The organism is Stenotrophomonas sp. YJH_SMC_135 (assembly GCF_059372355.1).
The window spans coordinates 93,768-120,115 of record NZ_JCAFVN010000002.1 but is presented as its reverse complement, the minus strand read 5'-3'; the positions used below and the strand labels follow the sequence as shown (position 1 = coordinate 120,115).

Genomic DNA, 26,348 nt, shown 5'->3' with positions numbered 1-26,348 from the left:
TACGCGCGCGTCATTTCAACAAACATTTCAGTCAGGTTCGTGCATGCACTATCGGGTCATCGGCCTGTCACATGCATGTGCTTGCGGCAGCGCCGGTCGGATGGACACGCGTCGGTACGACGTCCATCACCACCACCCCGTCACTGCCGAAGCTTCCTATGCTCTGGATACTGCTGCTGTCGTTGTTGCTGTTGTGCTGGTTGTTCCTCGCGTCCGACAAGTGGGTGTGGTGGAAGGCCGGCGCGTTCTCGCTGCTGCTGCTCATGCTCAGCGCGTGGTGGCTGATCGACAAGCTGTCCGGTGATGGGCTCAATGCCGCCACCCTGTACCACCTCGGCGCCGATATGGAAGGTGCCGGTGTCTCCGACTTCAAGGGCTACATCGCCGGCTTCATCGTGTTGGCGCTGGTCTCGCTGCTGCCACTGTTCGCCACACGGGTGAAGCGCTGGCGCCGGCCCGGCCACGGTGGCGCGTTGTTCGCCGGTTTCGCGGCCGTGTGGGTGGCCACGATCATGATCAGCCCGCTGGCCCGCGACGGCCAGCGCCTGTACCAGCAGCTGCGCCCGGTCGACTTCGCCCGCATCGCCCCTGAGTACCAGGTGCCGACGCAGCCGCTGCGGCGCCCGCGCAACATCGTCTGGATCTACGGCGAAAGCCTGGAACGCACCTATCTGGACGAGGCCGTGTTTCCCGGCCTGATGCCCAACCTCAACCGCCTGGCGTCCGAGTCGCTGGACGTGCGTGGGCTGGCCTCGGCCGAAGGCAGCGGCTGGACCATCGCCGGCCTGGTGTCGTCGATGTGCGGCGTGCCGCTGACCACCTCGCAGGGCGATGAAAACAGCATGGACCGCATGGGCAGCTTCCTGCCCAAGGCGGTCTGCCTGGGCGACTACCTGAAGCAGCAGGGCTACACCAACCACTATCTGGGGGGGGCCAACGGCCAGTTCGCCGGCAAGGGCCAGTTCCTGGCCAGCCACGGCTTCGACGAAGTGCATGACCTGGCGTGGTTCAAGCAGCAGAAGAAGATCGGCCGCATCCACTACTCGGCCTGGGGCGTGCACGACGACGTGCTGCTGGACACCGCCTACCAGCGCTTCGAACAGCTCTCGCGCGCCGGTTCACCGTTCATGCTGACCACGCTGACCATGGACACCCACCACCCGGCGGGCCACCTGCCGGTATCGTGCAAGGGCGAGCGCTACCAGAGCCAGTACGGCAACATCAACATGCTCAACGCGCTCAAGTGCAGCGACCGGCTGATCTCGCAGCTGGTGCAGCGCATCCAGGCCAGCCCGTACGGCAAGGACACGCTGATCGTGATCGCCTCCGACCACCTGGCGATGCCCAACGATCTGACCCACATCCTGACCCGGCAGAAGCGCGAGAACCTGCTGCTGTTCCTGGGCGATGGCATTGCCCCGCAGCAGCTCAGCGCCGACGCCGGCACCACCCTGGATTCGGGTGCGACCCTGCTCAGCCTGCTGGACCCGAATCTGAAGACGATGGGCTTTGGCCGCTCGCTGATCGACAGCCAACGCGCACCCAGCGCCAGCGTGGCGGCCCGGCGCGATGGTGGCCGCGACTACCCGCAGTACCTGGCCTTCGCCCGCTCACTGTGGCTGGGCGAACCGACCCGCGAACTGAAGATCGATGGCGATGACCAGGTGGTGGTCGGCCTGCAGCACGTGCAGCCACCGGTGCTGCTGGAGTACGGCAAGGACTGGGGGCTGAAGTCGGTCTACCTGGAGAACACCTCGCGCCAGTTCGATGACGCGGATCCGGACAACACGCTGGCCTATGTTGATCGCTGCACCGCATTCGAGGACGGTTCGGCCGACGGCGACTGGTGTGCGCTGCTCGTCAACCGCGACAACGGCATCAAGCTGTACCGCGACAATGACCTGCGCGGCGGCATCGCGGTCGATGCACCGCTGGACGCATTCCAGGGCCCGCGCCCGAGCGTGCGCCAGGCGCACATGATCACCCAGAAGGGCCGCCGCACCCGTGCCGGCCAGTACATGCTGCAGCTGGTGGCGAGCACGCGCCCGGATCGCGGTTTCTGGATCGAGGCGGTGTCCTCGCAGCGCAAGGTGGTGCTGGCCCAGCAGTGGGTGCAGCCCGATGCCGACGGCAAGATCAACGTGTCGTTCGGGCTGGACCACGAAGTGGATGATCTGGAGATCCGCGCGTGGTTGAACCATGCCGAGAAGCTGGCGGTGGATACGTTCGCACTGGTGCCCTCGCGCAGCCGACCACGGGGATAGGGTTCTTTGCAGGGCTGCGCCCTGCACCCGTGGTAGTGCCGGCCGCTGGCCGGCAACCTCAGAAGCAACGGCAACAGCGTGCAATCCGTGGTTTGGCGGGGCGGTGTCGACCTTGGTCGACACACTCTGTCAGATATCGAAAATCAAGATGGGGTCAGATCCGTTTTCCTCCGGAAAACGGATCTGACCCCAAGAGCATTTCCGACAGATCGCGGGAAACTGTCGAAGCCGGGGTGGGTCCGGTCGCAGGAGTGTCCGCGGCATGGATGCCGCGGCCAAGCCCCCATGGGTGAGGGCGCTTTGCTTGCGAAGCACTGCTTCGCAAGCGCCCGAACGCACAGCCGCCAGGGGCTGGGCCGGCCTGGGGGTTTACGGCGTCTACCGCAACCGGACCCACCCCGCCATCCCGCAGGAAATCAGCTGTGCTGTTGCTGTTGCTGTTGCTGTTGCTGTTGCTGTTGCTGTTGAAGTTGCCGGCCAGCGGCCGGCACTACCGCGGGTGCAGGGCGCAGCCCTGCAAAACAACCCCTACTCCTGCGGGTCGCGGATGATGTGGATGTCGGTCGGGGTCGACAGCGGAATGTTCCGCTCGGCCAGGATCTGCAGCAGGCTGAAGTACAGATCGCTGCGGGTTGCATACACCTGCCGCGGGCTGGCCACGTACGCGAAACTGTTGATGGTGATCTGGCCACCGGCAATGCTGTCGATGTAGACCGTCGGCGCCGGCTGCTTCAGCACGTTGGTGTGCGCGGTGTACGCATCCAGCAGCGCCTGCCGCAGGTTGCCGACATCAGTGCTGGGCGGCACCGCGAACTGGATCTGGATGCGGCCCTGGTTGTTGCCCATCGTCATGTTGCGCACGGTCTTGGTGACCAGCTCGGAGTTGGGCACGATCAGCGTCGACTTGTCGCCCACCTGGATCTCGGTCGATCGCAGGCTGATGCGGCGGATGTCGCCCTCCTGGTCACCCAGCTTCACCCAGTCGCCGATCTTCACCGGGCGCTCGGCCAGCAGGATCAGGCCGGAGACGAAGTTCTGGGTGATCACCTGCAGGCCGAAGCCAATACCCACCGACAGTGCGCTGACCAGCAGGGCCAGCTTGCTCAGCTGCAGCCCCATCGCCGACAGCGCCCAGATCACCGCGATGATGATGCCCACGTAACGGGCAACGGTGCTCACAGAATTGCGCGCGCCCAGGTCCAGCTCGGTCTTGGGCAGGTAGGTGTCGGTCAGCCAGCGCTGCACCAGCTGGGTGATCGCCAGGCCGGCCAGCAGCGCCAGTACCGCCAACACGATCCCCGCCGGTGCCAGCTTGGTGCCACCGATATCGAATCCGGTCGTGAACAGTGAAGTGAAGCGCTCCACCACCGCGCCGATGTTGCCGAACGGTGCCACCAGCGCCAGCAGCGCGATCAGTACGACGATGGTACGCAGCGCTGCCGACAGCAGCACGCCCGCCTGTTCCAGCCGCGATACGCTCAGGCCGGTGCTGAGCAGGATGGTCTGGCCGACCTTGCTGTCGGCGTTGAGCATCCACGTGCTCAGGTCATCGACGAACTTGAACAGCAACGTCGCGGCCAACACCACGATGCTGCCGCCGATCAATTGCTGGTTCACGAACTTGGCGAAATTCAGGTAGCCCAGCAATGTGGCAATGATGGCGGCCACCACCGCGATGTTACCCGCTACCCGGGCCAGTACCAGCCAGCTGCTGCGGCGCACCGGCGTGGCTGCACCCACGCCATCGGCCTGCGCTTCCAGCTTGGCCTCGGCCTCGGCGGTCTGCCGGCGATGCAGGCGCGCCAGGGTCACCAGCATGGCCATGATCAGGCCGAGGTAAGTCAGCGCAATCAGTCCGTCCAGCGCCACCGTGGTGACGTCGCTGGTGCGCGTGGCCTGGTCCAGGGCCACCAGCACCGTGCTCAGCCAGGCCAGCGCCGCCGCGCCCCAGGCGTATTTGCGCAGCTTCAGCGCGGCGGTGTCGTCCAGGTTCAACAGCCGCCATGACGGGCGCTTGGGCACCAGCAGGCAGGCGCTGAGTGCGGCGATGAAGGCCGCGCGGAACGTTGCGGTCTCCAGGCCGTCGGCCACCACCTGCAGGCGCGGCGCGATTCCATCGATGGCATCCAGCGCCGCCATCAGCACCACCACGGCATAGCCGGGCAGCAGCGTACCGACCAGCAGCAGCCACATGGCCAGGCCGGACCGGCGCAGTCGACCATCGGGCGCACGTTCGGACGCAGCAAAACGGCGCCCCAGCTTGCGCAGCCACAGCCGCAGTGGGAACATCATCACCAGCGCGGCCAGCAGGCCCAGCAACGGCGTGCCCCAGCCATGGGCGCGGATACCGGCGACCAGCGCATCGCGGCCCTGCCCGGCCAATGGCGCAACCCGCGCGATATCGATCGGCAGACGTTCGGCCACCTTGCTCCACAGCGCGGGCGACAACGGCGAGGCCACCTTCTGGCCCAGTTCTTCCGTGCGTTGCGCGGCTCGCTGCTGCTCGATGTCCGCCGCCAGCTGCTGCGCACGCACGGCACTGGCCTTGGCCTGCACCACCGAAGCGGCCAGGCCGTCACGCTGTTTGGTGAGGGTGCGCCGTTGCGCCGCCAGCTCCGGCGGCTCAGCGGCCCCTTCTGCCGGCGTTCCCAGCTGCGCCAGCTGTTCGTTGAGTCGGTCCAGCTGCGGCTGCAGCGCCTTTTCCAGCGCCTCGGCATCGCGCCGTACCTGCGAGGCATTCTCGGACAGCATCGCCAGCGTCTCGGTGGCTTCTGCATCGCCACGCTTGCGCTCCACATCCTTCAGGCTGGAATCGATATCCGCCAGCTGCTGCTTCGGCGTGGGGTCCTCATCCTGCGCCAGCACCGGCGCGGACAGCAGGAAGGCGGTACACAGCAGCAGGACCCACCAGGGCCCCCGTGCACGGATCGATCGCAGGAAAGAAGACACGCAGCCACACCGGTTCGCGCGGACCACCGCGCCTGCGCGCGACTATACGGCAGAGCCGGTCAAGGCCGGATGGGCGGCCCCGCCAGCGTCGCGCATCAGTACTTCAGGCGAAGCTCTTCCACCGTCGGCTGCTGCAGCGCATACCAGTCCTGGAACTCTTCCTCGGTGATCTCATCGGGCGCGTACACCGCCACCGGGTGCCAGTCGTGGTCGGTCGGCAGCGGCTGGCGCGGGCCGGCGCGCAGGCTGTAACTCACACCTTCGTAGTCGACCAGTTCGTCGACCTGCGGCCACTGTTCGCGCGCGAACGCAGATTCACTCTTCAACAGGATCACCTGGTACATCGGCACCTCCACCTCGGTTGGATCAGGAAAACACGGCGCTGGCGGCAGGATACCCCCAGGCCGGTGACAACGGGCGCTCCGCCGGGGCGATGGAACGTTCTGGACACGGCCATCGCCCCGGCTTCACCCGCCCATGGCAAGGCCATCGGCATCGTGGAGGCCCACCCCTGCCACGACCGCCGATGACCGAGCACCCGCCGCTGAAAACCGTCGCCGACCTCAAGCTGCCGCGCTACCTAGGCACCTGGTACGAGATCGCACGCCTGCCGATGCGCCACGAGCCGGAAGGCTGCACCGACGTATCGGCGCACTACACCCTGCTCGACAACGGCAACGTCGGCGTCACCAACCGCTGCCGCATGGACGGCGAGATCGAAGAGGCCACCGGCGAGGCCTGCGCTGTCGACAACGACAGCGCGCGGCTGGAGGTCAGCTTCCTGCCCAAGGGCCTGCGCTGGCTGCCGTTCGCCAAGGGCGACTACTGGGTGATCCAGATCGCCCCGGACTACAGCGTGTCGCTGGTCGGCAGCCCGGATCGCAAGTACCTGTGGCTGCTGGCGCGCGAGCCGCGCCTGGACGCGACCGTGCAGGACCATTATCTGGCGGCGGCCCGCCTGCAGGGCTTCGATCTGTCCGAACTGATCCAGACGCCACATACCGGCAAACCCACAGCCTGAGCCCCACGCACGCATGGACCTGAAAAGCGGTTACCCGTGGTGGGCCGTACGCAACGGACTGATCCAGGCGTTCCCCCCGCTGGAGAAGGATCTGCGCTGCGATGTGCTGGTGGTCGGTGGCGGCATCACCGGCGCGCTGATTGCCGACGAGCTGTCCCACCATGGCCATGACGTGGCCGTGATCGAGCAGCGTGACATCGGCTGGGGCAGCACGGCGGCCAGCACCGCGCTGCTGCAGTACGAGATCGATACCCATCTGCTCGAACTGGCCGAACGCTACGGGCAAGACGCCGCAGCACGGGCGTACCGGGCCTGCGCGGAGGCAATCCCGGCACTGGGCGAAGTGGCACGCGGGTTGAAGGACGTGGATTTCCAGCGCATGGACAGCCTGTACCTGGCCAGCCGCCATCGCGACGTGCCGCGCCTGATGGCCGAAGGTGAGGCGCGGCGCAGCATCGGCCTGGATGCCCGCTGGCTGGACCGCGAAGCGCTTCGCGAGCGTTTCGACGTGGATGCCGGCGGCGCCCTGCTGACCCGCCAGGCGGCGCGGGTCGATCCCTACTGTCTCACCTACGGCCTGCTCAAACGAGTGCGCCGCCGCGGCGGCCATGTGCACGACCGCACCGTGCTGCACACGCTCAAGCCTGGCGCGCAGGGCGTCACCGCGATGACCGAGGCCGGCGCCTCGGTCCGTGCCCGCCACGTGGTCCTGGCCATGGGCTATGCCAACCAGACGTGGCTGGAACAGCGGGTTGCGCGCAACCGCAGCAGCTATGCCTTCATCACCGATCCCATCGAAGCGGACGTGCTCGGCAGGCTGCGCAACACGATGGTGTGGGAAAGCGCCCGCCCGTACCTGTACCTGCGCGCCACCGGCGACCGCCGCCTGCTGGTGGGTGGGCTGGACGACGCCATCGATATCCCCGCCCGGCGCGACCGGCGCGTTGATGGCAAGGCCGGCAAGCTGATGAAGCAGCTGCGGCACTGGTTCCCACGGCTGGATCCGATACCCGCCTTTTCCTGGGCCGGCACCTTCGCCGAAACCGCCGACGGCCTGCCCTTCTTCGGCCCGCACGCGCAGTGGGGACCGCGGGTCCATTTCGCCATGGCCTACGGCGGCAACGGCATCACTTATTCGATGATCGGCGCCCAGCTGCTGCGGGCCCGGATCGAGCGGCGCAAGCATGCGCTGGAAAGGCTGTTCGGGTTCGGGCGGTTGTGACCTGCAGCCGGCCGCGGCCGGCTCTACCCCAATCCGGCGCCGACAGGCATCATTCAAGCAACCCCTGCTAGCGTCGGCCTGTACCGCCGCGAGTTGCGCGGCCACCTGTCCGCTGGAGCGCCGTCATGATCCGCCCCCTGACCCTGCTGCTGTGCCTGGCCCTGCCGGGAACCGTGCTGGCCCAGTCCGCCGCTGGCGCCACTGCGCCGCAGGCTGCCGGCCTGGACTTGACGCTGCCGCAGGCGCCGATGCGCTACCTCAACGACCCGGCCCTGCAGCAGGACCCGCCCGGCACCTATTACGGTGACAAGAGCGGCCCGCGCGTGCACGACGATGCGAAGATCGCCGACGTGACCGACGACAAGGTCAAGGTGTCCGGCAGCTTCACCACCGGCATCGGCTATTCGAAGAACGGCGGCAACAGCCACTACAACGCGGCCACGCTGAACCTGAGCAAGAACTACACCACCGATGAAGGCAAGACCCACGGGGTCAACCTCAACATCCACGTGAGTGAGGGCAAGGGCCCGGGCTTCTTCGGCCCGTATGGCGGCTACTACGGCCGCGGGCCGGGCTGGGATTACCCGCCGCCGTACGGCTGGTAAGCCCCGCGCCAGGCCTGGGCCGACCAAGGTCGGCCACTACCGCTGCGTACACTTGGTAGGTGTCGACCTTGCATGTGCCGGTGGGTGTCGACCTTGGTCGACACGCTCTGCATTCCGTGCCGGCCAGCGGCCGGCACCTACCCGCACACGCATCAATCCAGCCAGCCATCGCGCTCGCTGTGCAGGATGCGGCCGTCATAGCCGCTCAGGCGCACCTCTACCTTCTGGTTGCGGGCATTGCGGGCTTCCAGCGACCAGGTCGCACCATCGCGTTCCAGCGAATGGATCTCGCGCAGGCCATGCGACTGCGCCCGTGCCAGCACCTGCTCGGTAGTCAGCAGCGCGCGGCCGCTGTGCTCATCGAAGATCTCGCCGGTCTTCGGGTCCACGTAGACCTCGCTGAAGCGGCCATCGGCGCGGCTCACGTCAGCCTCCCACAGGCCATCATCGCGTTCGATCTCGTGGACCTGGGTGTAGCCGGCCTTGCGCAGGGTCTGTTCAACCTGGGCCATGCCCAGCGGCGCGGCCTGTACGGCCGGCGCGACGGCAAGCAGGGCAACAGTGGCGAGGGTGAGCGACTTCAACATGGGGGTTCTCCTGTTCGTGGCCGGACCATCCCGGCAACGCCACGATGCATGGCCCGGTTAACAGCGCCTTAGCCGTGGCTGTTAGCCGGCTGTTAGTCATCCCCGCCACACTCGCGCCTGTACCCTCTCTCTTTCCTTACCCGCATGCTCGCCACCCTGCCCCTGCTGCTGGCCCTGGCCAACGCCCCGACCGCCGCCGCGCCCCTGCAGGACCCGGCGCAGCAGGTCGCGCGTCGCGCCGTGCAGCAGGGCCGCTACGTGCCGCTGGAGAGCGTGGTGCGCGATGCGCTCAAGCGCTACCCGGGCCAGCTGCTGGAAGTGGAGCTGGACGACGGCGTCTACGAAGTGGAGATCCTGCGCGGCGACGGCGTAGTGGTGGAGCTGGACTATGATGCGCGCAGCGGAAAGCTGCTGAAGACGGAGCTCGACGACTGATGCGCATCCTGTTGGCCGAAGACGATGCCGCACTGGCACAGCGCCTGGTGCCCCTGCTGGAACAGGCCGGCTACGTGGTGGCGGTGGTCGCTGACGGCCGCGAGGCCGAAGAAATCGGCCAGATCGAAGACCTGCAGGCCGCCATCGTCGACCTCGGCCTGCCCGGGCTGGATGGACTGAGCGTGATCGAGCGCTGGCGCGGCAACGGCCGGGGGTTTCCGGTGCTGGTGCTGACCGCGCGCGGGCGCTGGCACGACAAGCTGGCCGGCTTCGATGCCGGTGCCGACGATTACCTCACCAAACCCTTCCAGGCCGATGAGCTGGTGCTGCGCCTGCGCGCCCTGATCCGCCGCAGCCATGGCCACGCCAGCCCGCGCCTGCACTGCGGCCCGCTGCAGCTGGACGTCAACGCCGGCCGCTTCGAGCTGGATGGACAGCCGCTGCCACTGAGTCCGCAGGAATTCCGCCTGCTCAGCTACTTCATCCACCACAGCGGACAAGTGATCGGCCGCGACCGGCTGGGCGAGCAGGTATTCGACGGCGGCCACGACCCGGACTCCAACGCACTGGACGTGCTGCTCGGACGCGTGCGCCGCAAGCTCGGCATCGATCTGATCCAGACCGTGCGCGGCCAGGGCTGGCGGCTGGCCGCGCCATGAACCGGCAACCGTCGCTGCGGCGGCGCCTGCTGCTGGCCGGCGGCGTCGGGCTGCTGCTGGTCTCGCTGCTGGCCAGCGCTCTGCTGGGCGAGCTGTTCAAGCGCAGCGCGCGCGACCGCCTCGACCACGAACTGCAGCAGGACATGCTGACCCTGCTGTCACAGGCCGAAGTGGACCCGGACGGGCAGTTGCGCCTGCGCCAGGAACCCAATGATGCGCGCTTCGAGCGCGTGTTTTCCGGTGCCTATTGGCAGATCGCCGGTACCGATGGCCGCGTGCTGCTGCAGTCGCGCTCGCTGTGGGATGAAACCCTGCCGGCGAAGGCCGCCGGGCCGGCCACGCGCAATCTGCCCGGGCCGCTGCAACAATTCCTGCGTGCACGCGTGCAGCAGGTGCGCCTGCCACGCGCCAGCGAACCGTTCGTGGCCGTGGTCGCCACCGACCGCAGCGCGCTGGATGCCGATGTTGCCGCGTTCCGCAAGCGCACCGCCATCGCACTGGGCATGCTGGTCGCGGCGTGGCTGGCGGTGCTGGCCAGCCAGGTGCATTTCGGCCTGCGACCGCTGCATCGCCTCGGTGCGCAGCTGGAACGGGTACGTCGCGGCGATGCGCAGCGCATCGACACACAGGGACTGGGCGCGGAAGTCGCACCACTGGGTGAGGAACTCAACGCGCTGCTGGACCACCAGCAACGCATGGTCGCGCGTGCGCGCACCAGTGCACAGGATCTGGCGCACGCGCTGAAGACTCCACTGAGCGTATTGGCCACCGAAGCTGACAGCGACGGCACGCATTGGCGTGCCACCGTGCGCGAGCAGAGTGCGCGCATGCAGGCCAGTGTTGACCGTTACCTGGCTGCAGGGCTGGCTGCCGACCATCGCCAGCGCACCGACGTGGCGGCCGTCGCACAGGCGATGTGCCGGCTGATGGCACGCGTGCATGGCGAACGTGGCATCGCGTTCACGGCGGCAGGCATCGATCCGGCGCTGCAGTTCGCCGGCGCCAGTGCGGATCTGGAGGAGATGCTGGGCAACCTGCTGGACAACGCCGGGCGCTGGGCGCAACAGCAGGTCACTGTCGAAGCGGAAACCAGCGAAGGGCAGCTACGCATCGAAGTGCGCGACGATGGCCCCGGCCTGGCCGCAGACGCGCTGGAACGTGTCACCCAGCGTGGTGTGCGGCTGGACGAGCGCGAAGGCAGCAGCGGGTTGGGCCTGGCGATCGTGGGCGATATCGCTGCCAGCTATGGCGGGCGGTTGCAGCTGGAGAATGCGCAGCCGGGCCTGCGTGCGACGTTGTGGTTGCCGGTGGCGTGACGCGGCCAACCCAACGGTGGGTAGTGCCGGCCGCTGGCCGGCAGCCACGTGATCACCGGGAACACCCAGCGGAAGCCGGCCAGCGGCCGGCTCTACCGAGCGCCAATCCGACCGGTCGCCGTACACCCGGTAGGTGTCGACCTTGGTCGACACACATCAAACATCAACGGTGATGCATCCACCAGCAATCAATCGCGTCCAGCAATATGTGGATGATCAAACCGATGCCGAACAACCGCGTTTTCTTCGGCACGCACAGCCCGGCATAGACTGCGATGGCCGGTGCGGTGTGCAGCGGGTGGAACCCGATGCTGCAGCGGTTCGGTGCATAGATCGGGTCGGCCAGCAGATGGTCCAGGTCGATGATCCAGCCCAGCAGCATCAGCAGCCACGCCGAGGCAAAGCGCTTGCGCCAGAACAGCCATGCCAGCAACGCTGGCACGGCGGCATGCAGGAACAGGTGGAAGATCGCGCGCGCGCTCATCGGCAACGGTGGCGCCGGGCAAACCCGGCGCCGTCCATCACACCAGCGGTTCGTCGGACAGGTAGGTGTAACCGGTCAGGCCGGCTTCCAGCGCGTCCGACAGTTCCTGCGCGCGTTCCGGCGACAGCTGCGCCGCAGCCACGCGCTGCGCATAGGTCGCACGCAGTTCGTCCAGGCGGTAACCCACGTAATCCAGCATCACGTCGGTGGTGTCGCCGCGGCGCTGCTGGGTGATGGCGTAGCCATCGGCATCGGCCAGCACTTCCACCGCGTCGGTATCGCCGAACAGGTTGTGGATGTCGCCCAGGATTTCCTGGTAGGCGCCGACCATGAAGAAGCCGATGCGATAGCTCTCGCCCGGCCTCATCTTGTGCAGCGGCAGCGAGCTGTCCAGGCTCTCGTTCTCGACATAGGTTTCCACCATGCCGTCCGAGTCGCAGGTCATGTCGGCGATGATGCCGCGGCGGTCCGGGGTTTCATCCAGGCGCTCGATCGGCACGATCGGGAACACCTGGTCGATCGCCCACACGTCCGGGATCGATTCGAACACGCTGAAGTTGACGAAATACTTGTCGACCAGGCGCTCGTTCAGTTCGTCCAGCACCGGGCGATGGCTCTTCTCGTCGTAGCTCAGGCGCGCGCGCACGCCGTGGGCGATGGCGTAGAACAGGTCGTCGATGCGCGCACGCTGCGGCAGGTCGATCTGGCCCAGCGCGTAGCTGGCCAGGCCTTCGGCATGGAAATGCTGCGCTTCCTGGAACAGTTCCACCGCCGGGCGCACGTCCAGCTCGTCGTGGATCTCGCGCAGGTGGCGGATCGCTGCCGGCTCGTCGTCGTGCTGGTCCGGCACGCGGCCTTCCTGTGCCTCTTCCACTTCCGACACGTTGGCGATCAGCACCGCGTGGTGCGCGGTCATTGCGCGGCCGCACTCGGTGACGATGCGCGGCGGGGTCAGGCCGAACTCTTCGCAGGCATTGGCCAGCGGCTGCACGATGTTGCTGGCGTAGGAATGCAGGCCGTAGTTGATCGAGCAGAAGCTGCGCGAACGGGTACCTTCGTAATCCACGCCCAGGCCCCCCCCCACGTCGACGTGGGTGATCTTCGCGCCCAGGCGCGACAGCTCCACGAAGTAGCGGGTGGCTTCGCGCATGCCGTTGGCGATGTCGCGCACGTTGGAGATCTGCGAACCCATGTGGAAGTGCAGCAGGTTCAGGCAGTCGGCGTACTCGGTGTCACGCAGCGACTTCCACAGGTCCAGCAGCTGGCGCGGCGACAGGCCGAACTTGGCCTTGTCGCCACCGCTGTTCTGCCACTTGCCGGCACCCAGCGAGGCCAGGCGCATGCGCACGCCCAGGCCCGGCTTCACGTCCAGCGCCTTGGACTCTTCCAGCACCAGCTTCAGCTCGGACGGCTTCTCGATGACGATGAAGGTCTGCAGGCCCAGCTTGCGGCCGATCAGGGCCAGGCGGATGTACTCGCGGTCCTTGTAGCCGTTGCAGACGATCAGGCCACCCGGGCGCGACAGCGCCAGCACGGCCATCAGCTCGGGCTTGCTGCCCGCTTCCAGGCCGAAGCCTTCGCCGTGGTGGCTGGCCAGGGTGCCGGCCACGCCGCGGGTCTGGTTGACCTTGATCGGGTACACGGCGGTGTAGCCGCCGCTGTACTCCCAGTCCTGCTGGGCCTGGGCGAAGGCCGCCTGCAGCTTGCCCAGGCGCTGGCCGAGGATGTCCGGGAAGCGCACCAGCAGCGGCAGCTTGGCACCGGCCGCGCGCGCAGCGTCCACCACCTTGGGCAGCGATACCACCGGGCCGTCCGCCCCGGTCGGTCTCACCACCATGTGCCCGGCCTGATCCACGTCGAAGTAACCGTCCGCCCAATGCGGGATCGAGTAGGTCTTGCGGGCTTGGTCGAGGGACCAATCGGTCATTTCAGTCGGCCTTGTTGGCAATAAAAGGGGGGGCATGATAACGCCTATATGCCCACAGGTTCGTTATCATGCGCGCCCGCGCCCGTGACAGGTTCCAACCTGAACGGGCCGATCCGTCCGGATGTGGCATCTGTGCCACGCGGCCCCGCCCGCCAGCCCGGCTCCACCCCTCCGAACAGGACTGTTTTCCAATGACTGACAGCAACAACTGGTACATCGAACACTTCGAGCGCACCGGCTCGGCCATCGGCTACCGCATCACCGGCAAGCTGGACGAGGTGCAGTCGCCGTTCCAGAAGATCGAGATCTTCCAGACCACCGACTGGGGCAACCTGATGACCATCGACGGGGCCATCATGCTGACCAGCAAGGACAACTTCTTCTACCACGAGATGATCAGTCACCCGGTGCTGTTCACCCACGCTGCGCCCAAGCGCGTGGTGATCATCGGTGGCGGCGACTGCGGCACCCTGCGCGAAGTGCTCAAGCACAAGGGCGTGGAGAGCGTGACCCAGTGCGACATCGACGAGCAGGTCACCGTGATGGCGCGCAAGCACTTCCCGGAACTGTGCGACTCCAACGACGACGCCCGCGCCGAGCTGCTGTTCGACGACGGCGTGGCCTACATGGCCAACTGCCCGGCCGGCAGCGTGGACGTGGTGATCGTCGATTCGACCGACCCGGTCGGCCCCGGCGAAGGCCTGTTCAACAAGGCCTTCTACGAGAGCTGCTTCAAGGCCCTGAAGGACGACGGCATCCTGGTGCAGCAGTCCGAATCGCCGCTGATGCAGCTGGACCTGATCAACGAAATGCGCACCGAGATGGGCAAGGCCGGCTTCGGTTCGTTCAAGACCCTGCCGTTCCCGCAGCCGTGCTACCCCACCGGCTGGTGGAGCGTGACCATGGCGCGCAAGGGCGACAGCAGCTTCGACTTCCGCCAGGCCGACTCGGCCGCCAAGACCTTCAACACCCTGTACTACACCGCCGCGCTGCACACCGGCGTGCTGGTGACCCCGCCGTTCGTGCAGGCGGCACTGAAGTAAGGCGTGCCGACCAACGGTCGGCACCCACCAATGCAAAAGAAAAACCCGCGCTGGCGACAGCGCGGGTTTTTTCATGTTCCGGTAGTGCCGGCCGCTGGCCGGCAACCTCATGTAACGATCAAAGCGCCCAGATACCGGCGATCACCGCCACCACCAGGCCCCACTTGATCAGCTGGTAGGCCACCACGCTGCGCTCGCGCAGTGCCTTGGCCTTCAGGCGCACCTTGTAGACACTGCCGAACGCCTTGTTGACGCCACCGGTCGGGTCACCCGGCAGGTTCGGCGATGCACCACCGGCCAGCAGCGTGGCCGCCACCGCGCGGTTGAACAGGCCCGGCAGGCCGAAGCGCAGCGGGCGGGCGATGTCGCAGAACAGGATCACCCGGTCCTGCTGCGTCTCGTTGTGCGCATGGTGGATGTAGGTCTCGTCGAACATCATCCACTCGCCGTCGCGCCAGCTCTTCTTGATGCCGTCCACTTCGATGTAGCAGGCATCGTCGTTGGGCGTGCTCAGGCCCAGGTGCAGGCGCAGCGAGCCAGCGAACGGGTCGCGGTGCGGGCGCAGCTCACTGCCCGGTGGCAGCTGCGCGAACATCGCCGCACGCACGTCCGGGATCGACTCGATCAGCGCCGTGGTCTTCGGGCACAGCGTCTTCGCCGACGGGTGCGACGGGCCGTACCACTTCAGGTAGAAGCGCTTCCAGCCACGACGGAAGAACGAATTGAAGCCGGCATCGTTGAACGTGCTGGAGGCAGCGATCTTCTGCGCGTCGCGCAGCGCCAGCGCCTCGTCGCGGATCATCTGCCAGTTCTGGCGCAGCGGCTCCAGCTGCGGGAACTCTTTGCCCGGGTCCAGGAACGGCGTGGTCGGCACCTTCGAGAACATGTACATGACCACGTTGATCGGGGCCATGAAACTGGAGTGGTCCAGCAGCTGGCGCGACCAGCGCGCGCGGACCTTGCCACGGAAGTGGATGTACAGCACGCAGGCCACGAACAGCGCTGCAATGACGATTTTGATGATCAAAGCACTTTCCTCCAGCCGCGGCCGGAACGGGAAACGGGGCGATGCACGGCCAGGCGGCCAGCACCGGTTCGGAACGCGGCAGGGGACGGGGACGTGCCGGAGGGGGGCGGCCGCCGATGTCGCGGGTTAACAGCTTATGGTCGGCAGGGCGTGCGCCGGGGTCAAGCTGGACGTGCGTGGCGTTCAGCGCGCCGCCGATGAATGGGCTGGAATCGCGCCCAACTCATTGATCCAGCGAGGCAACCCTTATAAGTGAGACGGAATTGTCCGATTCTGCGTGACGAACTGTTCCAGCCACGACCCCGACATTTCTCCGACAAATCGTGGAATAGCGAACTGGCGAGTACTAAAATTAACGAAAACTTAGTAACTCCCTGTAACACCGGTTCGCTTGACGCTTTGCGCCACCCACCGGGTCGTCCGAGACCCCGACATGCATCTTCCTGCTCTTCCCCCCTCTTCCTGCGGCAATGATGCCGCCTCCCCGCTGCTGCTCAAGCGCGGCGAGCGCTTCCTGGCCCCCGATGTCTACCGCACCTGCCTGGACGGGCGCGAGGCAGTCATCAAGGACTATTCCCGCTACCGCGGCACTCCCGTTTCGCTGATCGCGCGGCTGATGGTGCGCCGTGAAGCCCGCATGCTGCAGCGCCTTGGCGGCTGGAAGCATGCCCCCGCGCTGCTCGGCACCCTGGGCGGCCTGGCGCTGGGCATGGAGTTCATCCCCGGCCAGACCCTGAGCACCGCGCAGGCCGTCGGCAATGAAGTGTTCGAGCAGCTGCAACACGCGCTCAGCCGCCTGCATGCCGCCGGCATCACCCACAACGACCTGCATGGCACCAACGTGGTGGTCAGTGGCGGCGTGCCGGTGCTGCTGGATTTCACCTCCGCCTGGCGCGTACCCCGCTGGCTGCGCCGCGGCCCGCTGAGCCGGCAGATGCGCCGCAGCGACATGAAGAACCTGCTGAAGATCCGCCAGCGCGTGACCGGCCAGGCGCCGAGCGCCGCGCAGGCCGCATTGGTGGCCGACCCGGGCTGGGTCGCCGCCGTGCGCCAGGGCTGGAAGCGGTTCTACAAGTGGGCCAAGCGGCGGTAGGGGTCGAGCTCGCTCGACCGCTTTACCGCTCTTTGTAGAGCCGAGCCCGCGCTCGGCTGCTGTTCCTGCATCGCGCGAAATGCAGCCGAGCATGGGCTCGGCTCTACAACATCCCGCCGAGCGGGTTACAACGCGTCCGCGTCCAACTCGCCGGTACGGATACGCACCACGCTGCCCAGGTCGTACACGAACACCTTGCCGTCCCCAATCTTGCCGGTGCCGGCGGCCTTCACGATGGCCTCAACCACCGCCTCCACCTGGTCATCGGTTACCGCCACTTCCAGCTTCACCTTCGGCAGGAAATCGACCACATACTCCGCGCCACGGTACAGCTCGGTATGGCCCTTCTGGCGACCAAAGCCCTTCACTTCCGTCACCGTGATCCCGGTAACCCCACGCTCGGCCAGCGCTTCGCGCACGTCGTCGAGCTTGAACGGCTTGATCACCGCCATGACCATCTTCATCGTCTATCTCCTGTCTTCCGGCGTGGAGGATAGCGCCTGAACGCGGCCCGTGCGAAGCCGCTGCGGCCTGTCCGGGCAGTGGGTGCCGGCAGTATCCTTGTGCCCGAATGGCCTGCCCGCGCCGGATGCACGGGCCCACCCCCACGGAGCACCCCATGATCGACCTGAACCAAATCGATGACCTCGCCCGTCGCCTCAGCGACCTGGTGCCGCCGGGCCTGCGCGAATCGCGCGAAGAACTGCAGGCCACCTTCAAGAGCGCGCTGCAGGCCGGCCTGGCCAAGCTGGACCTGGTCACCCGCGAGGAGTTCGAAGTGCAGCGCGCCGTGCTGCTGAAGACCCGCCAGAAGCTGGACGCGCTGGAAACCGCCGTGCGCGAGCTGGAAGGGCGCGGCGCTGCAGAATGAAAAAAGGAGGCGCACTGCGCCTCCCGTTTACAGATTATTTCCCGGATGGGGCCTTGCAGCAAGGCCCACCGGGCGCCCTAGACTCGCCGGCCTGTCGATCCGGCAGCACAGAGAGGGGCAGCAGCAATGGCACAGGACACCGACTGGACACCCGTTTCGCATGACACCTGCGACCAGGTGGCTGGGCCGTTCTATCACGGCACCCGCGCTGACCTGGCGGTGGGCGAGTTGCTGAGCGCGGGCTTCCGCTCCAACTATCGCGACAGCGTGGTGATGAACCACATCTACTTCACCACCATTGCCAAGGGCGCCGGGCTGGCTGCGGAGATGGCTCGCGGTGAAGGGCGACCGCGCGTGTATGTGGTGGAGCCGACCGGGCCGTTCGAGGACGATCCGAACGTGACCAACAAGAAGTTTCCCGGCAACCCGACGCGATCGTATCGGAGTGCGCAGCCGTTGCGGGTGGTTGGGGAGGTTACGGAGTGGGAAGCCTACGACGCGGAGTTCGTTCGGCAGTTGAAGGCGTTTGTTGCTTCGGGGAGTGGGGAGATCATCAACTGATGGCCTGCTGGCGCTGGGCGTTGCGCACTTCTTCATCGGCTTCATAGATGTCCAGCCCGAGCTCAATGCCGCGCTCACCCAAGGCGAGCAGCGCGCGAGGCGAAAGCGAGACACCACCGTTGCTGCTGCCCATGAAAAGACCGCAGAACAGATCAGGTCGGAAGCGTGCCAGAGCCTGCCATACGGCGAGATCGCCGGTGAGTTGATCGAGGATCTCGAAGATCTGAGCGTCCAGATCTTCAGGCTCACGACGCTCCGCATCAAGTTGCCAGCTTCCAGTCCTAGCGATACGCACGGTGCCTGATCGGCTGCCTCTGAGTTCCTGGCCCTTGTGATGCGATGCGGTCGGGGTCGCCCCGAGCAAGGCACTGACTTCATCGGGTAGGAGGTCATCCCCGAAGAATCGGAGGGTTACCAGGGAATGATCGAATGCTGCCATGGGAATCCAGCTGTCCTTTTCGGAACGTATTCCAGTGCGTAGGCCTCGTTGATGTCAGATTCCGGCCGGAACCGAACGACAGCAGCTTCAGAATAGGCCGAACCGGGGGAATCGGCTTGGGCTCAAACGGAGAGCTGGCCGGTCCCTACTTGAACATGTCCAAAAAGCCCAGCCGTAAAAATCATCAAGCCCCATCCGGAAGGCGGACCTGCGCCGCGCATTCTGCCGCAACGGACGCAACCGATGTGCCCTTCAGTCGTGAAAGTGCCGCAAGCGTACGTCGTTCATACGCCTCCGCGACTCCCGGATCTGGCTCGATGAACGGCGATGTGCAGATGTCCTCGAGCTTGAATCCCTGGGTGGTCAATGCCAAGACCCGCTCAGGCGCTTTGGGCAATGCACGGGCTACCGCGTAATTGATGGATAGCGAGGCGCCCGCATCTGAAAACGGCTTTAGCGCAGCCGCAACCTCAAGCCATGCAGGATCGCCTGACTCGATGCCAGCGGTGACCTGCCCAAACTCCCGCTCGTGCTGCCACAGGTCCCAAAGCACCTTGCGCCCCCCTTCGTTGGCAACGCGATTGAGCACGGCCTGTGCCGAAGGGCGATCCGCCGCGACTGCAGCTGCGCTGGCAATCGCAAGCACGAGTAGGAGCACTGTCATGTTTCTCATGGGACCTGACTCCCTGATGGATGGACCCTTGGATCCGGTCATACGACCTGCCCACAAAGCACCATGTGGCGTACTTTCCCCTGATACAGCGCGATCCTAGGGCGGCTGGGTTCGGCCATCAAGCCGGCGCATGGCCAGATCCAGGCATAGGATCAGAAGCCCCGCGAAATCCACGTTCAAGACACCACGGGCATGTCCGTCACGGATCGCTGGCCGGCCACTGATCCGCAGGAATTGCCATGCGTGAGCCAATGTCCGCTCCCGGCCAGAAGCGGACGCTCTACCCTTGCATTTAGCCGAGCCGCGAAGTGGGTTCGGCTTAAACGAATTGTCAGGCTGCGACCTACCTAACGCGGCCATGCGGCACCCGAAGCGATGCTGCTAACCTTGCAAAACAAACTTGATCAAGGTGTTCAATTTTATCAGATAGGGACTTGAAAACTTCTGGCTGCCCAAATGGCAGCTTGATGAGCACAGGATCTGCCTGATCAAGAATTGATTTTATATTAAGTGCTGCAAGGACCTCTTTCTCCTTGCGGGAACTACTGGGCCGATAGAGCATGTAATCACGACCTCCTGATACATGGGCGTGGCCGATCATATTGCGAACGTGATAAATCTCGTCTATTTCTTTGAGCTCTAGTTCCGTTAGCTGATCAGCGAACACCTCCAAGAACTCTTTCTTTACATCTCCGAACTGGCGCTCCCAGTAGCTGACTCGCAGTTCGTGGTAGGCGGCAGGAATTTTGGCTGGGTCAGCCACAAAATCCACCACCAATTCCGGATTTTTCTTGAGGATGACGAGATCTGACATCTGCCCCTGAAGCCAGATGGAATATATAAAAATCAGACCCGCGTTTAGCATTGTTTCTTGTGCACGATCCATACACCTCTCCTTAGCGGCCCAACCACCTAATAAACAGACGCGCGGGTCTGGTTATGCGACTTATTCAGAAAGCACCTATGGCGGTCTTTCCCCTTGATGCAATGTGACCTTAGCGCGACTGCGTCCCGCGAACAGGCCAGCGTACAACGGAACCCGACGGAGGGCTTGGTGTTCACAGCAGACTCGCTCCGGTAGAAGTGCAGATATCCGCTTTGGGTCGAAAGCGGACAATAGCACCGGACCAAGCGCCGACGCAGTGCTGATGTCTGCTTCCGGCCAGTAGCGGACGTTCAACGCCTGAACTGCGCCGAGCCTCGAAGCGGCCTCGGATTGATTGAGTTGTCACGCCAAACGCCGGTCAGCCGCAGTCGCCAGGTTCCGGAAGAATTTTGGATTTCCCGTCGCTTGCCCATTGCTGCGACCGTAAAGAAGATTACCCTTCATCACCGAAAAATCATTGATACGGGTTAGCACAATATAATAAACATTGGAGCTTGCCGTCCGAGGCTTGTGCACGAGATTAGTGATGTGAGCTTCAACTTGATAGAGGGCAGCTTTCTTGCCAACGTTCACATCAAACGATTTCGTTCGTTCTTTCCCAAGGTCTCGAATCACAAGATGCTGGTCGCCCGCTTCTAATAGCGGGGACAGCCAAGCCCTTTCCGTCCGCGAGCCGCCAGAGTTTCGGTTGTGGACGAGATACTGGCTCGGATTGTTTTGGTAGGCGTGCAGCAAGTAGCGACCCGATGACGACGCATCTCCAGGACGCGCATCGGGTACCAGCATACAAAGCCTGAGCAAATCTTTCAGCAGCAGATGGGTAGAGGTCAGCGGGGGGACGATTGGCGTACCAGCCGTAGACAAACGGCAGAATTTCGCCTCCAGCCAGTTATCTTGGTAATACCCGTATGAAGCGAATTCTTTGTTAAAAATTCCCAGGGGCCCTAGCCCAATATGAATGTCTGCATGCTTCCCCGTTCCAGGATACGACACCTCACTGCGGAGCAGTGAAATCGGATTTTGTACATTGCGCGAATTGAGTTCTTGGAGCATAGCCAGTGTAAAAGCATTGGCGATTGTCGCCTCGAACTGATATGCCGAGAACGGCGTACCGGTTAGGAACTCTGGCATCGCCATGAATGCTTGTTCGAATATCAATTGCCCCCCTGCCTGGCCTAACGCCAGAGTTAAGGCGAGCCACGAAATGGCTTCACCTTGAACGAACTGTTAGAACTCACCTGATGATGTTAATCCGGCCCGCTGCCTCATAGTCTGCGTGGCGGCTTTTCCACATGTCACAAGCTGATTCAATGTCAAGAACGTCGATGACCCATCTGGCTCCATCGATGCTTTCCAATTCGTACTCTCCGTAGTAGCGCCAACCACCGCGCCCAGCATTGTTTCCGAAGTTCATGCGCCGAATGACACCCTCGATGCTTGATCCATCTGAAAGACGCATGGAAACGATGCCAGAAACTGGGATCTCTTTTAGAGCGGAGGCTATACGAACCAGATCTGCATGAGTCTCTGTCCAACGTGCCATGAATTTCCTCTATGAGTTCTAACGACCTAATAGACTGACCCGTGAGTCCTGCCCTGCGACGTATCCACAAATCACCGTATGCGGGCTTTCCCCTTGATACTGATCGATCTTAGAGAGGCTGGGTCCGGCTAACAAGCACATGTTTCACCGCCGCCCCCCTCCCTCCAAACGGTAGGAACGAGCCCTCCGGCGGAGGCCGCCTGAGTGTCGAATGCGGAGATCGGCACCGCTTAGGCCGGAAGCTGGCCCAGTGTCCGCTTTCGGCCAAGAGCGGACTCTCGCAGTGCCTCGAACCGGCCCAAGAATCTGCATGGCCTAGAACAAAGTATCGGGCCGAACCCTACTTGAACATCTCCAACAGATCCTTGTCTTCATGCCGCTGCTCCCACGTGGAGAGAAAACAGAAGCTCACACCACCTTGCATGGCAGCCTTCTGAAATCCGGCCAATTCCTCCTTCGTGACCGGATACTCAACCGGATCAAAGTGCAGAAGCCCCCACGGCTTGACGAAAGAGAACCCAGGCAAGAGTTCCGAGAAGATCGCCTTGAGCTGGGGCTGGAGAGTAGAGAAGTCCTTGATCGGGCCCGCGCGATTGCCAAGGGCATGGCACTGGCGACGGATGGTCCTGTCTCCACCCACCACGCGCGCGATAAAGTGGTCCTGGTGCACTTGAACGTAGATCAGCTGACGGCGAAACATCCTCATCCCCTTCTCAACCCCACACGCTCAATAGTCGTCCATGTGCCGGCGCGCCTTTCCATCAAGGCGCCGGCTGCGTCCGCAACGCACTTGAACCCCTGCGCACCAGATATAACGCAACCAGGAACGGCCACAGCGAGTTGATCGAAGAGAACACGCGCTGGGTCAGCCCCCTGAACCCCTCCGGATCCGCCCCCACCACGTTCAACCAGAGATAGACGATGCCCCCGATGCTCACCACAGCGGTCACGGCGTACGCCCTTCGGTTGGCAGACCACGCGCTCAACTCGATGTGTGACATCGCCGGTGCAATGATGTTGGCGATACCGATGGTGTAGAAGCCGTGCATCGGATGGCCCATGGGCCAGAGCCCGTTGGTCAGCATGGAAATGCCAAAGACCAACCAGCAGATTGCACCTACTGCAAGCCGGCGGCCGGACTCCCGCCATACCCCGATGGAGAACGCCACGAAGCCGACACCGGAGCCGATGGCGGCGATCCTGCCGCAGATGCTTGCGAGCGTCGGCGCCTGCAGCAGCTCGCTGGCGTGCTGCGCAAGCGGGTTGAAGCCCGGCGCAAACACGGCGGCAACGCTGGTCCAGAACAGGAACCACGGAAGCGGGATCAGACCCGCAGACAGAAGAAGTCGATTGGGCGTAACACGTACAGTGATCCTTGTATTGGCCTGCGCCAGTGGGTGGAATCCGTTCAAACGCTACAAGACCGTCCTGCTGCGGGCAGGGTAGCCCCGCGTGACTACAGCGGTAGTCAGATTGCGCGGGGCACTCGGTAGGTTCAATAGGCAAGAAGTCATTTAAACCATCTAGCGGGTGTCGCAGCGGTTCGGTTGCATGAGCGATCACACATGTCCGATGGGCGAGTGCTGTCGCATTTGCCGCGCCTTACATCTCTGACGGAAGGTTCTGACGACTCCGTTCCAGAAGTGCCGCTGCGCCAAGCACGCCAAGGCTCTCGCCGCTTCCGGTGCTATGCGACAATGCCAAAAGCGTCTCGGGTTTTGGCGGCATTGCCCCCCACCCGTTGGAATTCCGAACAACAGCAGGTAATCGTTACTGCGCCACCGTGCATCGGTGGTCGGGACTCGAAAGCCCGTTTTGTTGGGAAGTAGTTTGCGCTTGCCAGCCGGCACCACCGCGCGTGGTGCCGGCTGGCAATCCGTCTGCCGGCTATGGCGGGCGGGGCGTGGGGGTCTTGTACCCGCCGGTTCCCAACATCCGGTTTTCGAGCCACGCTCTGCCCGCCACCTTTATCGGTGGCGGCGTCCGCCTGCATGCACGGAGCCCGCCATGACCACGCCGCACTCCCCTCCCCCACGCCCGATCCAGCAAGCGCCCTCGGCCGCTCCGGCCCTGGCCCCCAACAGCCTCATCGCCATCCTGCACGCCATCGGCGCGGGCGCTGCGGCCGACGGCCAGCCCTGGCCCGAGCGGCACCCTCTACGCAGCCGGCAGATGCAGTTGTCCGACGCCGACTGCGCGCTTACCGGCCAGCGCATCGTGCAGGAGATCCTGCTGGCGGCCGAGCGCACGCGCCAGAACGGGGAGCCGGAGCAGTACGTCGGCGACCGGGTGATGGAGGGGCTGGTGATGGCCGATCTGGCGCTGACCGCCTTCATCCACGAGCGGATGCGACCCAAGGAATGAGCGCGCTTATGGCGCGGACCTTTCTGCCTGTGTGCGGGGTGACGAATGAAGATGCACGGCCTTGCCGCTGCGATGGTGTGCATCGCGGTGATCGGCGCGATGTGGGTGGAGTGGCCCGAGCCAGCGGGCGATCAGGTGTGGGCCTACCAGAAGCTACAGCCGGCCGATTACCGCCTGCTGCACAGTGATGCACTCGGCTTCGTGACCGCGAAGGCCCACGAGGGTTTTGAACTGCACACGCGCCATGCCGGGGCGACGTCCTTCGAGATCCGCTGCAAGGGCGTGCTGGTGATGGAGGTGGAGAACGCGCCCTCGCGCGTGCTGATCCGCATGCCTGCCGATGCACGCTGGCGGGCACCGGATATCGAACGTCTGCGCATCAGCTTCGAGCGCTGGCTGGATCTGCACCAGAGCCAGGGGCGGTTGCTGGTGGAAAGTGCGGGGCCTTCGTGGGTTGAGACGCGGTTTGGGCGCTTCAATGGGTTGGTGCTGGATGAGCAGCGGTGCCTGCTTGGGGCCCCAGGCCGCCGCCAGCCCGATCCCACCAACTACTTCAGCGCTGAAGTGCCATCGTAGGCTGACGCTCACAGTTGCGCTGCGCCTGCACCGCAAGGGGCACAGCAACTGGTCAGGGGCCAAATCCCAGTGCCATCGCAACCACTTTTCCATCCCGGACGTAGAAGCAAATGCTCGATCCACCTTCCGAGAACCCACAGGTGCGCTCGACCTTGAAGCTGCCCAGCGTTGCCTGCTCTGTGTCCCTCTGGCCATACGCGCCTGCTGCGCTGGCAGCCTTGGACGCCGGGTCACCCATGGCAACGCCTTTCAGCTTCACGCCCCGCAAGCTCTCGGTTCTGCCTGCAGCGGGTTGCCCTGCGCTGATCGATGAAACGCGGATCTCATCGATGGTTCGGAACTCCGGAGCGACGTCAGGGTTGGAGGTCATCAGCACCTCCAATCGGGTAGTTGGATCCAGATATCTACGCCGTATCAGCCCTGCCGCGTCCGCGACCATTTCGCCATCACCATAGCGGCGCAGGACATCCCGCTCGCTGTAGACATGCGGGATGAAACTTCCATCGCGGAAGGCTTCCGATACAAAGTCCACACGTGGACTCCCTGCGGGGAAGCCTGCAGCTGCAGGCAACATGCCCAGCGCAATCAAGATGAGTCTGCGTGTGTTCATGACAACTTCGTCCATCCATCTGAAGGAATGATCACGGGACATTCGCGACTCATGCGCGGATAGCCCATTCGTTCCGGAGACGTATCACCATTTCAGATCAAACGGAATACTCTCCGCAACACAGATTTTCCGCAACGCGGCCTCCAGCTTGCTGCCGTTGTCCAACGTTTTCAGTGTCACTGCAATCCCACCAGTGATCCCAAGCTTCCTCTGTGCACTTTCGGAGAGAGACAGCTCAAGCTCCATGCGCCGCAGAGAGATATGCACCAGACCGCCATAGCAAGGCTCAAGACCTCCACCGACCTCGATATGGGCGTGCGCCATGCCCAACTCTTCGTCCTGGTCGTCATACGCCTTCGCGTTCTGCAATACCACGTAACGAGACGGATTCGTCGAGCTGTCGGCCAAGCCAACTACGATGCAGTAGTCATCTTCCTCTATGAAAACGACTTCGGCCTTGAATCTGTACATTTCCCGGGTACTCCTGACATGTGGAAAACTCAATGTCTACTCCGCCGCTGTCCTGGTGCCGCTCTCAGCACGCAGGGTCGTATCGTTGTCACCCTTCCAGCCCACCTGGGTGCCACTCGCCCCGCCTGCGAGCCCATCCGTACTTTTGTCTGTTCCCCCGCCGCTCGATCATCAAGGGCGGCGCCAACGTCAGGGGCGGTCTGTACTGACGGAAACCGAGCCGTCTTCCAGCAGGTGGACGCTTACATATGCGTCTGGCGGAGGTATCCGATCGATCGACGCCCCTGCGGGGAGAATGTCCCAACTTGTGATCGGGCCGCAGACTGTCCTATGCACCAAACGGCTGCTATCCAACCCTCGCTTGGCAAGCTCGGCCACAACTACTTCAGGAGGCTGGCGCTCGAAGCCCTTGTAGGCGGTGCACGTCTCTCCCGTCTGGCCAATGGGATACGTTGAACTCTCCACCTCATCCCGGCACCCCGGCAGGCCCATGGCGAGCGAGAGGGCCATCAGTACTCGAATGCACTGCATTTCAGCTCGCTCCTTTCCTTCACTGCCCTGTAGTACGCCTTGTCTGACGCAAGACCTGCGAGACCGCCATCGCAGAGCCGCGCTGCACAGATCATTTGCCCTCGATGCGCACGCTGCACCCTTTGCAGGCAGAAATACCCCGAGACGCATTGCCGGCAAACCCCGATAGTCCCACGCAGATTACCTGCCGC

General features: G+C 64.3%; 29 protein-coding genes. 13 read left to right on the top strand and 16 right to left on the bottom strand.

Features of this window, described 5'->3' with window-relative positions; genetic code table 11:
• The first annotated feature begins 158 nt into the window (after positions 1-158).
• Positions 159-2,264 (top strand): phosphoglycerol transferase I, encoded by a 2,106-nt coding sequence (locus AC5P98_RS07055; RefSeq protein WP_049408078.1) that lies wholly within the window; start codon positions 159-161, stop codon positions 2,262-2,264.
• 528 nt (positions 2,265-2,792) lie between these two features.
• Here AC5P98_RS07055 and AC5P98_RS07050 read toward each other — a convergent pair.
• Both AC5P98_RS07050 and AC5P98_RS07045 read right to left on the bottom strand, forming a co-directional pair.
• Entirely contained in the window at positions 2,793-5,213 is a 2,421-nt protein-coding gene (locus tag AC5P98_RS07050; RefSeq protein WP_049403795.1) for a DUF3772 domain-containing protein, read from the bottom strand.
• A gap of 95 nt (positions 5,214-5,308) precedes the next feature.
• Entirely contained in the window at positions 5,309-5,557 is a 249-nt protein-coding gene (locus tag AC5P98_RS07045) for a hypothetical protein (RefSeq protein WP_014648700.1), read from the bottom strand.
• A 182-nt stretch (positions 5,558-5,739) separates the two neighbouring features.
• On the opposite strand from AC5P98_RS07045, the gene AC5P98_RS07040 reads away from it, so the two are divergent.
• The 3 genes from AC5P98_RS07040 (at position 5,740) to AC5P98_RS07030 (ending at position 8,061) form a co-directional block, all read left to right on the top strand.
• The gene (locus AC5P98_RS07040) at positions 5,740-6,234 is read left to right on the top strand and encodes a lipocalin family protein (protein ID WP_032958822.1); all 495 of its coding nucleotides are present in this window, start codon (positions 5,740-5,742) and stop codon (positions 6,232-6,234) included.
• 13 nt (positions 6,235-6,247) lie between these two features.
• Positions 6,248-7,456, top strand: a complete 1,209-nt coding sequence (locus AC5P98_RS07035) for an NAD(P)/FAD-dependent oxidoreductase (protein WP_032958821.1) — start codon at positions 6,248-6,250, stop codon at positions 7,454-7,456.
• Positions 7,457-7,581: 125 nt separating this feature from the next.
• Entirely contained in the window at positions 7,582-8,061 is a 480-nt protein-coding gene (locus AC5P98_RS07030; RefSeq protein WP_014038776.1) for a hypothetical protein, read from the top strand.
• A gap of 152 nt (positions 8,062-8,213) precedes the next feature.
• Here the strand turns inward: AC5P98_RS07030 and AC5P98_RS07025 are convergent, their stop codons facing one another.
• Entirely contained in the window at positions 8,214-8,648 is a 435-nt protein-coding gene (locus AC5P98_RS07025) for a PepSY domain-containing protein (protein WP_049403793.1), read from the bottom strand.
• 144 nt (positions 8,649-8,792) lie between these two features.
• Here AC5P98_RS07025 and AC5P98_RS07020 point away from each other — a divergent pair, with 144 nt between their 5' ends.
• From AC5P98_RS07020 to AC5P98_RS07010, 3 genes are read left to right on the top strand one after another with little or no spacing between them, the layout of a single operon-like run.
• Positions 8,793-9,083, top strand: coding sequence for a PepSY domain-containing protein (locus AC5P98_RS07020; RefSeq protein ID WP_049403791.1), 291 nt, complete (start codon positions 8,793-8,795; stop codon positions 9,081-9,083).
• The gene (locus AC5P98_RS07015) at positions 9,083-9,742 is read left to right on the top strand and encodes a response regulator transcription factor (RefSeq protein ID WP_049403790.1); all 660 of its coding nucleotides are present in this window, start codon (positions 9,083-9,085) and stop codon (positions 9,740-9,742) included. The genes AC5P98_RS07020 and AC5P98_RS07015 overlap by 1 nt, the downstream gene beginning before the upstream one ends.
• On the top strand, positions 9,739-11,058 hold the full coding sequence (locus AC5P98_RS07010) for a sensor histidine kinase (RefSeq protein ID WP_049403788.1): 1,320 nt from the start codon (positions 9,739-9,741) through the stop codon (positions 11,056-11,058). The genes AC5P98_RS07015 and AC5P98_RS07010 overlap by 4 nt, the downstream gene beginning before the upstream one ends.
• Positions 11,059-11,221: 163 nt before the next feature.
• Here AC5P98_RS07010 and AC5P98_RS07005 read toward each other — a convergent pair whose 3' ends face one another.
• A complete protein-coding gene (locus tag AC5P98_RS07005; protein ID WP_014648707.1) occupies positions 11,222-11,542 on the bottom strand; it encodes a DUF6122 family protein in 321 nt (106 codons plus the stop codon).
• A 37-nt stretch (positions 11,543-11,579) separates the two neighbouring features.
• Positions 11,580-13,469 carry an arginine decarboxylase gene (speA, locus tag AC5P98_RS07000; protein WP_014648708.1) on the bottom strand — a complete coding sequence of 630 codons (1,890 nt, stop codon included), beginning with the start codon at positions 13,467-13,469 and terminating at the stop codon, positions 11,580-11,582.
• Between the two features lie 191 nt (positions 13,470-13,660).
• Here speA and speE point away from each other — a divergent pair, with 191 nt between their 5' ends.
• Positions 13,661-14,512 (top strand): polyamine aminopropyltransferase, encoded by an 852-nt coding sequence (gene speE / locus AC5P98_RS06995; RefSeq protein WP_049403786.1) that lies wholly within the window; start codon positions 13,661-13,663, stop codon positions 14,510-14,512.
• A 118-nt stretch (positions 14,513-14,630) separates the two neighbouring features.
• Here the strand turns inward: speE and AC5P98_RS06990 are convergent, their stop codons facing one another.
• Complete coding sequence (locus tag AC5P98_RS06990; RefSeq protein WP_032954620.1) at positions 14,631-15,536, bottom strand: aspartyl/asparaginyl beta-hydroxylase domain-containing protein; 906 nt, start codon at positions 15,534-15,536, stop codon at positions 14,631-14,633.
• 436 nt (positions 15,537-15,972) lie between these two features.
• On the opposite strand from AC5P98_RS06990, the gene AC5P98_RS06985 reads away from it, so the two are divergent.
• Complete coding sequence (locus tag AC5P98_RS06985; protein ID WP_049406658.1) at positions 15,973-16,632, top strand: RIO1 family regulatory kinase/ATPase domain-containing protein; 660 nt, start codon at positions 15,973-15,975, stop codon at positions 16,630-16,632.
• 125 nt (positions 16,633-16,757) lie between these two features.
• On the opposite strand, the gene AC5P98_RS06980 is transcribed toward AC5P98_RS06985, so the two are convergent.
• Positions 16,758-17,096: a P-II family nitrogen regulator gene (locus tag AC5P98_RS06980; protein ID WP_005411374.1), complete on the bottom strand. Its 339-nt coding sequence runs from the start codon at positions 17,094-17,096 to the stop codon at positions 16,758-16,760.
• 155 nt (positions 17,097-17,251) lie between these two features.
• Here AC5P98_RS06980 and ubiK point away from each other — a divergent pair, with 155 nt between their 5' ends.
• Complete coding sequence (gene ubiK / locus AC5P98_RS06975) at positions 17,252-17,503, top strand: ubiquinone biosynthesis accessory factor UbiK (RefSeq protein ID WP_005419983.1); 252 nt, start codon at positions 17,252-17,254, stop codon at positions 17,501-17,503.
• Positions 17,504-17,629: 126 nt separating this feature from the next.
• Positions 17,630-18,064, top strand: a complete 435-nt coding sequence (arr, locus tag AC5P98_RS06970) for an NAD(+)--rifampin ADP-ribosyltransferase (RefSeq protein WP_032958812.1) — start codon at positions 17,630-17,632, stop codon at positions 18,062-18,064.
• Here arr and AC5P98_RS06965 read toward each other — a convergent pair.
• The 7 genes from AC5P98_RS06965 to AC5P98_RS06935 form a co-directional block, all read right to left on the bottom strand.
• Positions 18,057-18,503 (bottom strand): DUF4279 domain-containing protein, encoded by a 447-nt coding sequence (locus AC5P98_RS06965; protein WP_041863919.1) that lies wholly within the window; start codon positions 18,501-18,503, stop codon positions 18,057-18,059. The genes arr and AC5P98_RS06965 overlap by 8 nt on opposite strands.
• Positions 18,504-18,687: 184 nt before the next feature.
• Entirely contained in the window at positions 18,688-19,176 is a 489-nt protein-coding gene (locus tag AC5P98_RS06960; RefSeq protein WP_049406663.1) for a hypothetical protein, read from the bottom strand.
• Positions 19,177-19,519: 343 nt separating this feature from the next.
• The gene (locus tag AC5P98_RS06955; RefSeq protein WP_143570029.1) at positions 19,520-20,062 is read right to left on the bottom strand and encodes a hypothetical protein; all 543 of its coding nucleotides are present in this window, start codon (positions 20,060-20,062) and stop codon (positions 19,520-19,522) included.
• 342 nt (positions 20,063-20,404) lie between these two features.
• Complete coding sequence (locus tag AC5P98_RS06950) at positions 20,405-21,220, bottom strand: hypothetical protein (protein WP_141098873.1); 816 nt, start codon at positions 21,218-21,220, stop codon at positions 20,405-20,407.
• A gap of 76 nt (positions 21,221-21,296) precedes the next feature.
• A complete protein-coding gene (locus AC5P98_RS06945; RefSeq protein WP_141098874.1) occupies positions 21,297-21,605 on the bottom strand; it encodes a hypothetical protein in 309 nt (102 codons plus the stop codon).
• A 340-nt stretch (positions 21,606-21,945) separates the two neighbouring features.
• Positions 21,946-22,305: a hypothetical protein gene (locus AC5P98_RS06940; RefSeq protein ID WP_234413099.1), complete on the bottom strand. Its 360-nt coding sequence runs from the start codon at positions 22,303-22,305 to the stop codon at positions 21,946-21,948.
• 61 nt (positions 22,306-22,366) lie between these two features.
• Complete coding sequence (locus AC5P98_RS06935) at positions 22,367-23,017, bottom strand: DUF998 domain-containing protein (RefSeq protein ID WP_495229923.1); 651 nt, start codon at positions 23,015-23,017, stop codon at positions 22,367-22,369.
• 595 nt (positions 23,018-23,612) lie between these two features.
• Between AC5P98_RS06935 and AC5P98_RS06930 the strand changes: the two genes are divergently transcribed.
• On the top strand, positions 23,613-23,969 hold the full coding sequence (locus AC5P98_RS06930) for a hypothetical protein (RefSeq protein ID WP_049407996.1): 357 nt from the start codon (positions 23,613-23,615) through the stop codon (positions 23,967-23,969).
• A gap of 45 nt (positions 23,970-24,014) precedes the next feature.
• On the top strand, positions 24,015-24,545 hold the full coding sequence (locus AC5P98_RS06925; RefSeq protein ID WP_049407998.1) for a hypothetical protein: 531 nt from the start codon (positions 24,015-24,017) through the stop codon (positions 24,543-24,545).
• A gap of 52 nt (positions 24,546-24,597) precedes the next feature.
• On the opposite strand, the gene AC5P98_RS06920 is transcribed toward AC5P98_RS06925, so the two are convergent.
• Positions 24,598-25,197, bottom strand: a complete 600-nt coding sequence (locus tag AC5P98_RS06920) for a hypothetical protein (protein WP_049407999.1) — start codon at positions 25,195-25,197, stop codon at positions 24,598-24,600.
• Between the two features lie 42 nt (positions 25,198-25,239).
• Positions 25,240-25,626: an Imm10 family immunity protein gene (locus AC5P98_RS06915; protein ID WP_049408001.1), complete on the bottom strand. Its 387-nt coding sequence runs from the start codon at positions 25,624-25,626 to the stop codon at positions 25,240-25,242.
• Between the last annotated feature and the right edge of the window lie 722 nt (positions 25,627-26,348).

Coding starts and splice junctions, on each gene's coding strand:
- AC5P98_RS07045 (WP_014648700.1), bottom strand. CDS start 5,557: ATGTACCAGGTGATCCTGTTGAAGAGTGAATCTGCGTTCGCGCGCGAA.
- AC5P98_RS07030 (WP_014038776.1), top strand. CDS start 7,582: ATGATCCGCCCCCTGACCCTGCTGCTGTGCCTGGCCCTGCCGGGAACC.
- AC5P98_RS07025 (WP_049403793.1), bottom strand. CDS start 8,648: ATGTTGAAGTCGCTCACCCTCGCCACTGTTGCCCTGCTTGCCGTCGCG.
- ubiK (WP_005419983.1), top strand. CDS start 17,252: ATGATCGACCTGAACCAAATCGATGACCTCGCCCGTCGCCTCAGCGAC.
- AC5P98_RS07015 (WP_049403790.1), top strand. CDS start 9,083: ATGCGCATCCTGTTGGCCGAAGACGATGCCGCACTGGCACAGCGCCTG.
- AC5P98_RS07035 (WP_032958821.1), top strand. CDS start 6,248: ATGGACCTGAAAAGCGGTTACCCGTGGTGGGCCGTACGCAACGGACTG.
- AC5P98_RS06925 (WP_049407998.1), top strand. CDS start 24,015: ATGAAGATGCACGGCCTTGCCGCTGCGATGGTGTGCATCGCGGTGATC.
- AC5P98_RS06980 (WP_005411374.1), bottom strand. CDS start 17,096: ATGAAGATGGTCATGGCGGTGATCAAGCCGTTCAAGCTCGACGACGTG.
- AC5P98_RS07005 (WP_014648707.1), bottom strand. CDS start 11,542: ATGAGCGCGCGCGCGATCTTCCACCTGTTCCTGCATGCCGCCGTGCCA.
- speA (WP_014648708.1), bottom strand. CDS start 13,469: ATGACCGATTGGTCCCTCGACCAAGCCCGCAAGACCTACTCGATCCCG.
- AC5P98_RS06940 (WP_234413099.1), bottom strand. CDS start 22,305: ATGTTTCGCCGTCAGCTGATCTACGTTCAAGTGCACCAGGACCACTTT.
- AC5P98_RS07055 (WP_049408078.1), top strand. CDS start 159: ATGCTCTGGATACTGCTGCTGTCGTTGTTGCTGTTGTGCTGGTTGTTC.
- AC5P98_RS06920 (WP_049407999.1), bottom strand. CDS start 25,197: ATGTCCCGTGATCATTCCTTCAGATGGATGGACGAAGTTGTCATGAAC.
- AC5P98_RS06955 (WP_143570029.1), bottom strand. CDS start 20,062: ATGGATCGTGCACAAGAAACAATGCTAAACGCGGGTCTGATTTTTATA.
- AC5P98_RS06960 (WP_049406663.1), bottom strand. CDS start 19,176: ATGAGAAACATGACAGTGCTCCTACTCGTGCTTGCGATTGCCAGCGCA.
- arr (WP_032958812.1), top strand. CDS start 17,630: ATGGCACAGGACACCGACTGGACACCCGTTTCGCATGACACCTGCGAC.
- AC5P98_RS06930 (WP_049407996.1), top strand. CDS start 23,613: ATGACCACGCCGCACTCCCCTCCCCCACGCCCGATCCAGCAAGCGCCC.
- AC5P98_RS07010 (WP_049403788.1), top strand. CDS start 9,739: ATGAACCGGCAACCGTCGCTGCGGCGGCGCCTGCTGCTGGCCGGCGGC.
- speE (WP_049403786.1), top strand. CDS start 13,661: ATGACTGACAGCAACAACTGGTACATCGAACACTTCGAGCGCACCGGC.
- AC5P98_RS07020 (WP_049403791.1), top strand. CDS start 8,793: ATGCTCGCCACCCTGCCCCTGCTGCTGGCCCTGGCCAACGCCCCGACC.
- AC5P98_RS07040 (WP_032958822.1), top strand. CDS start 5,740: ATGACCGAGCACCCGCCGCTGAAAACCGTCGCCGACCTCAAGCTGCCG.
- AC5P98_RS06985 (WP_049406658.1), top strand. CDS start 15,973: ATGCATCTTCCTGCTCTTCCCCCCTCTTCCTGCGGCAATGATGCCGCC.
- AC5P98_RS06915 (WP_049408001.1), bottom strand. CDS start 25,626: ATGTACAGATTCAAGGCCGAAGTCGTTTTCATAGAGGAAGATGACTAC.
- AC5P98_RS06965 (WP_041863919.1), bottom strand. CDS start 18,503: ATGGCAGCATTCGATCATTCCCTGGTAACCCTCCGATTCTTCGGGGAT.
- AC5P98_RS06945 (WP_141098874.1), bottom strand. CDS start 21,605: ATGGCACGTTGGACAGAGACTCATGCAGATCTGGTTCGTATAGCCTCC.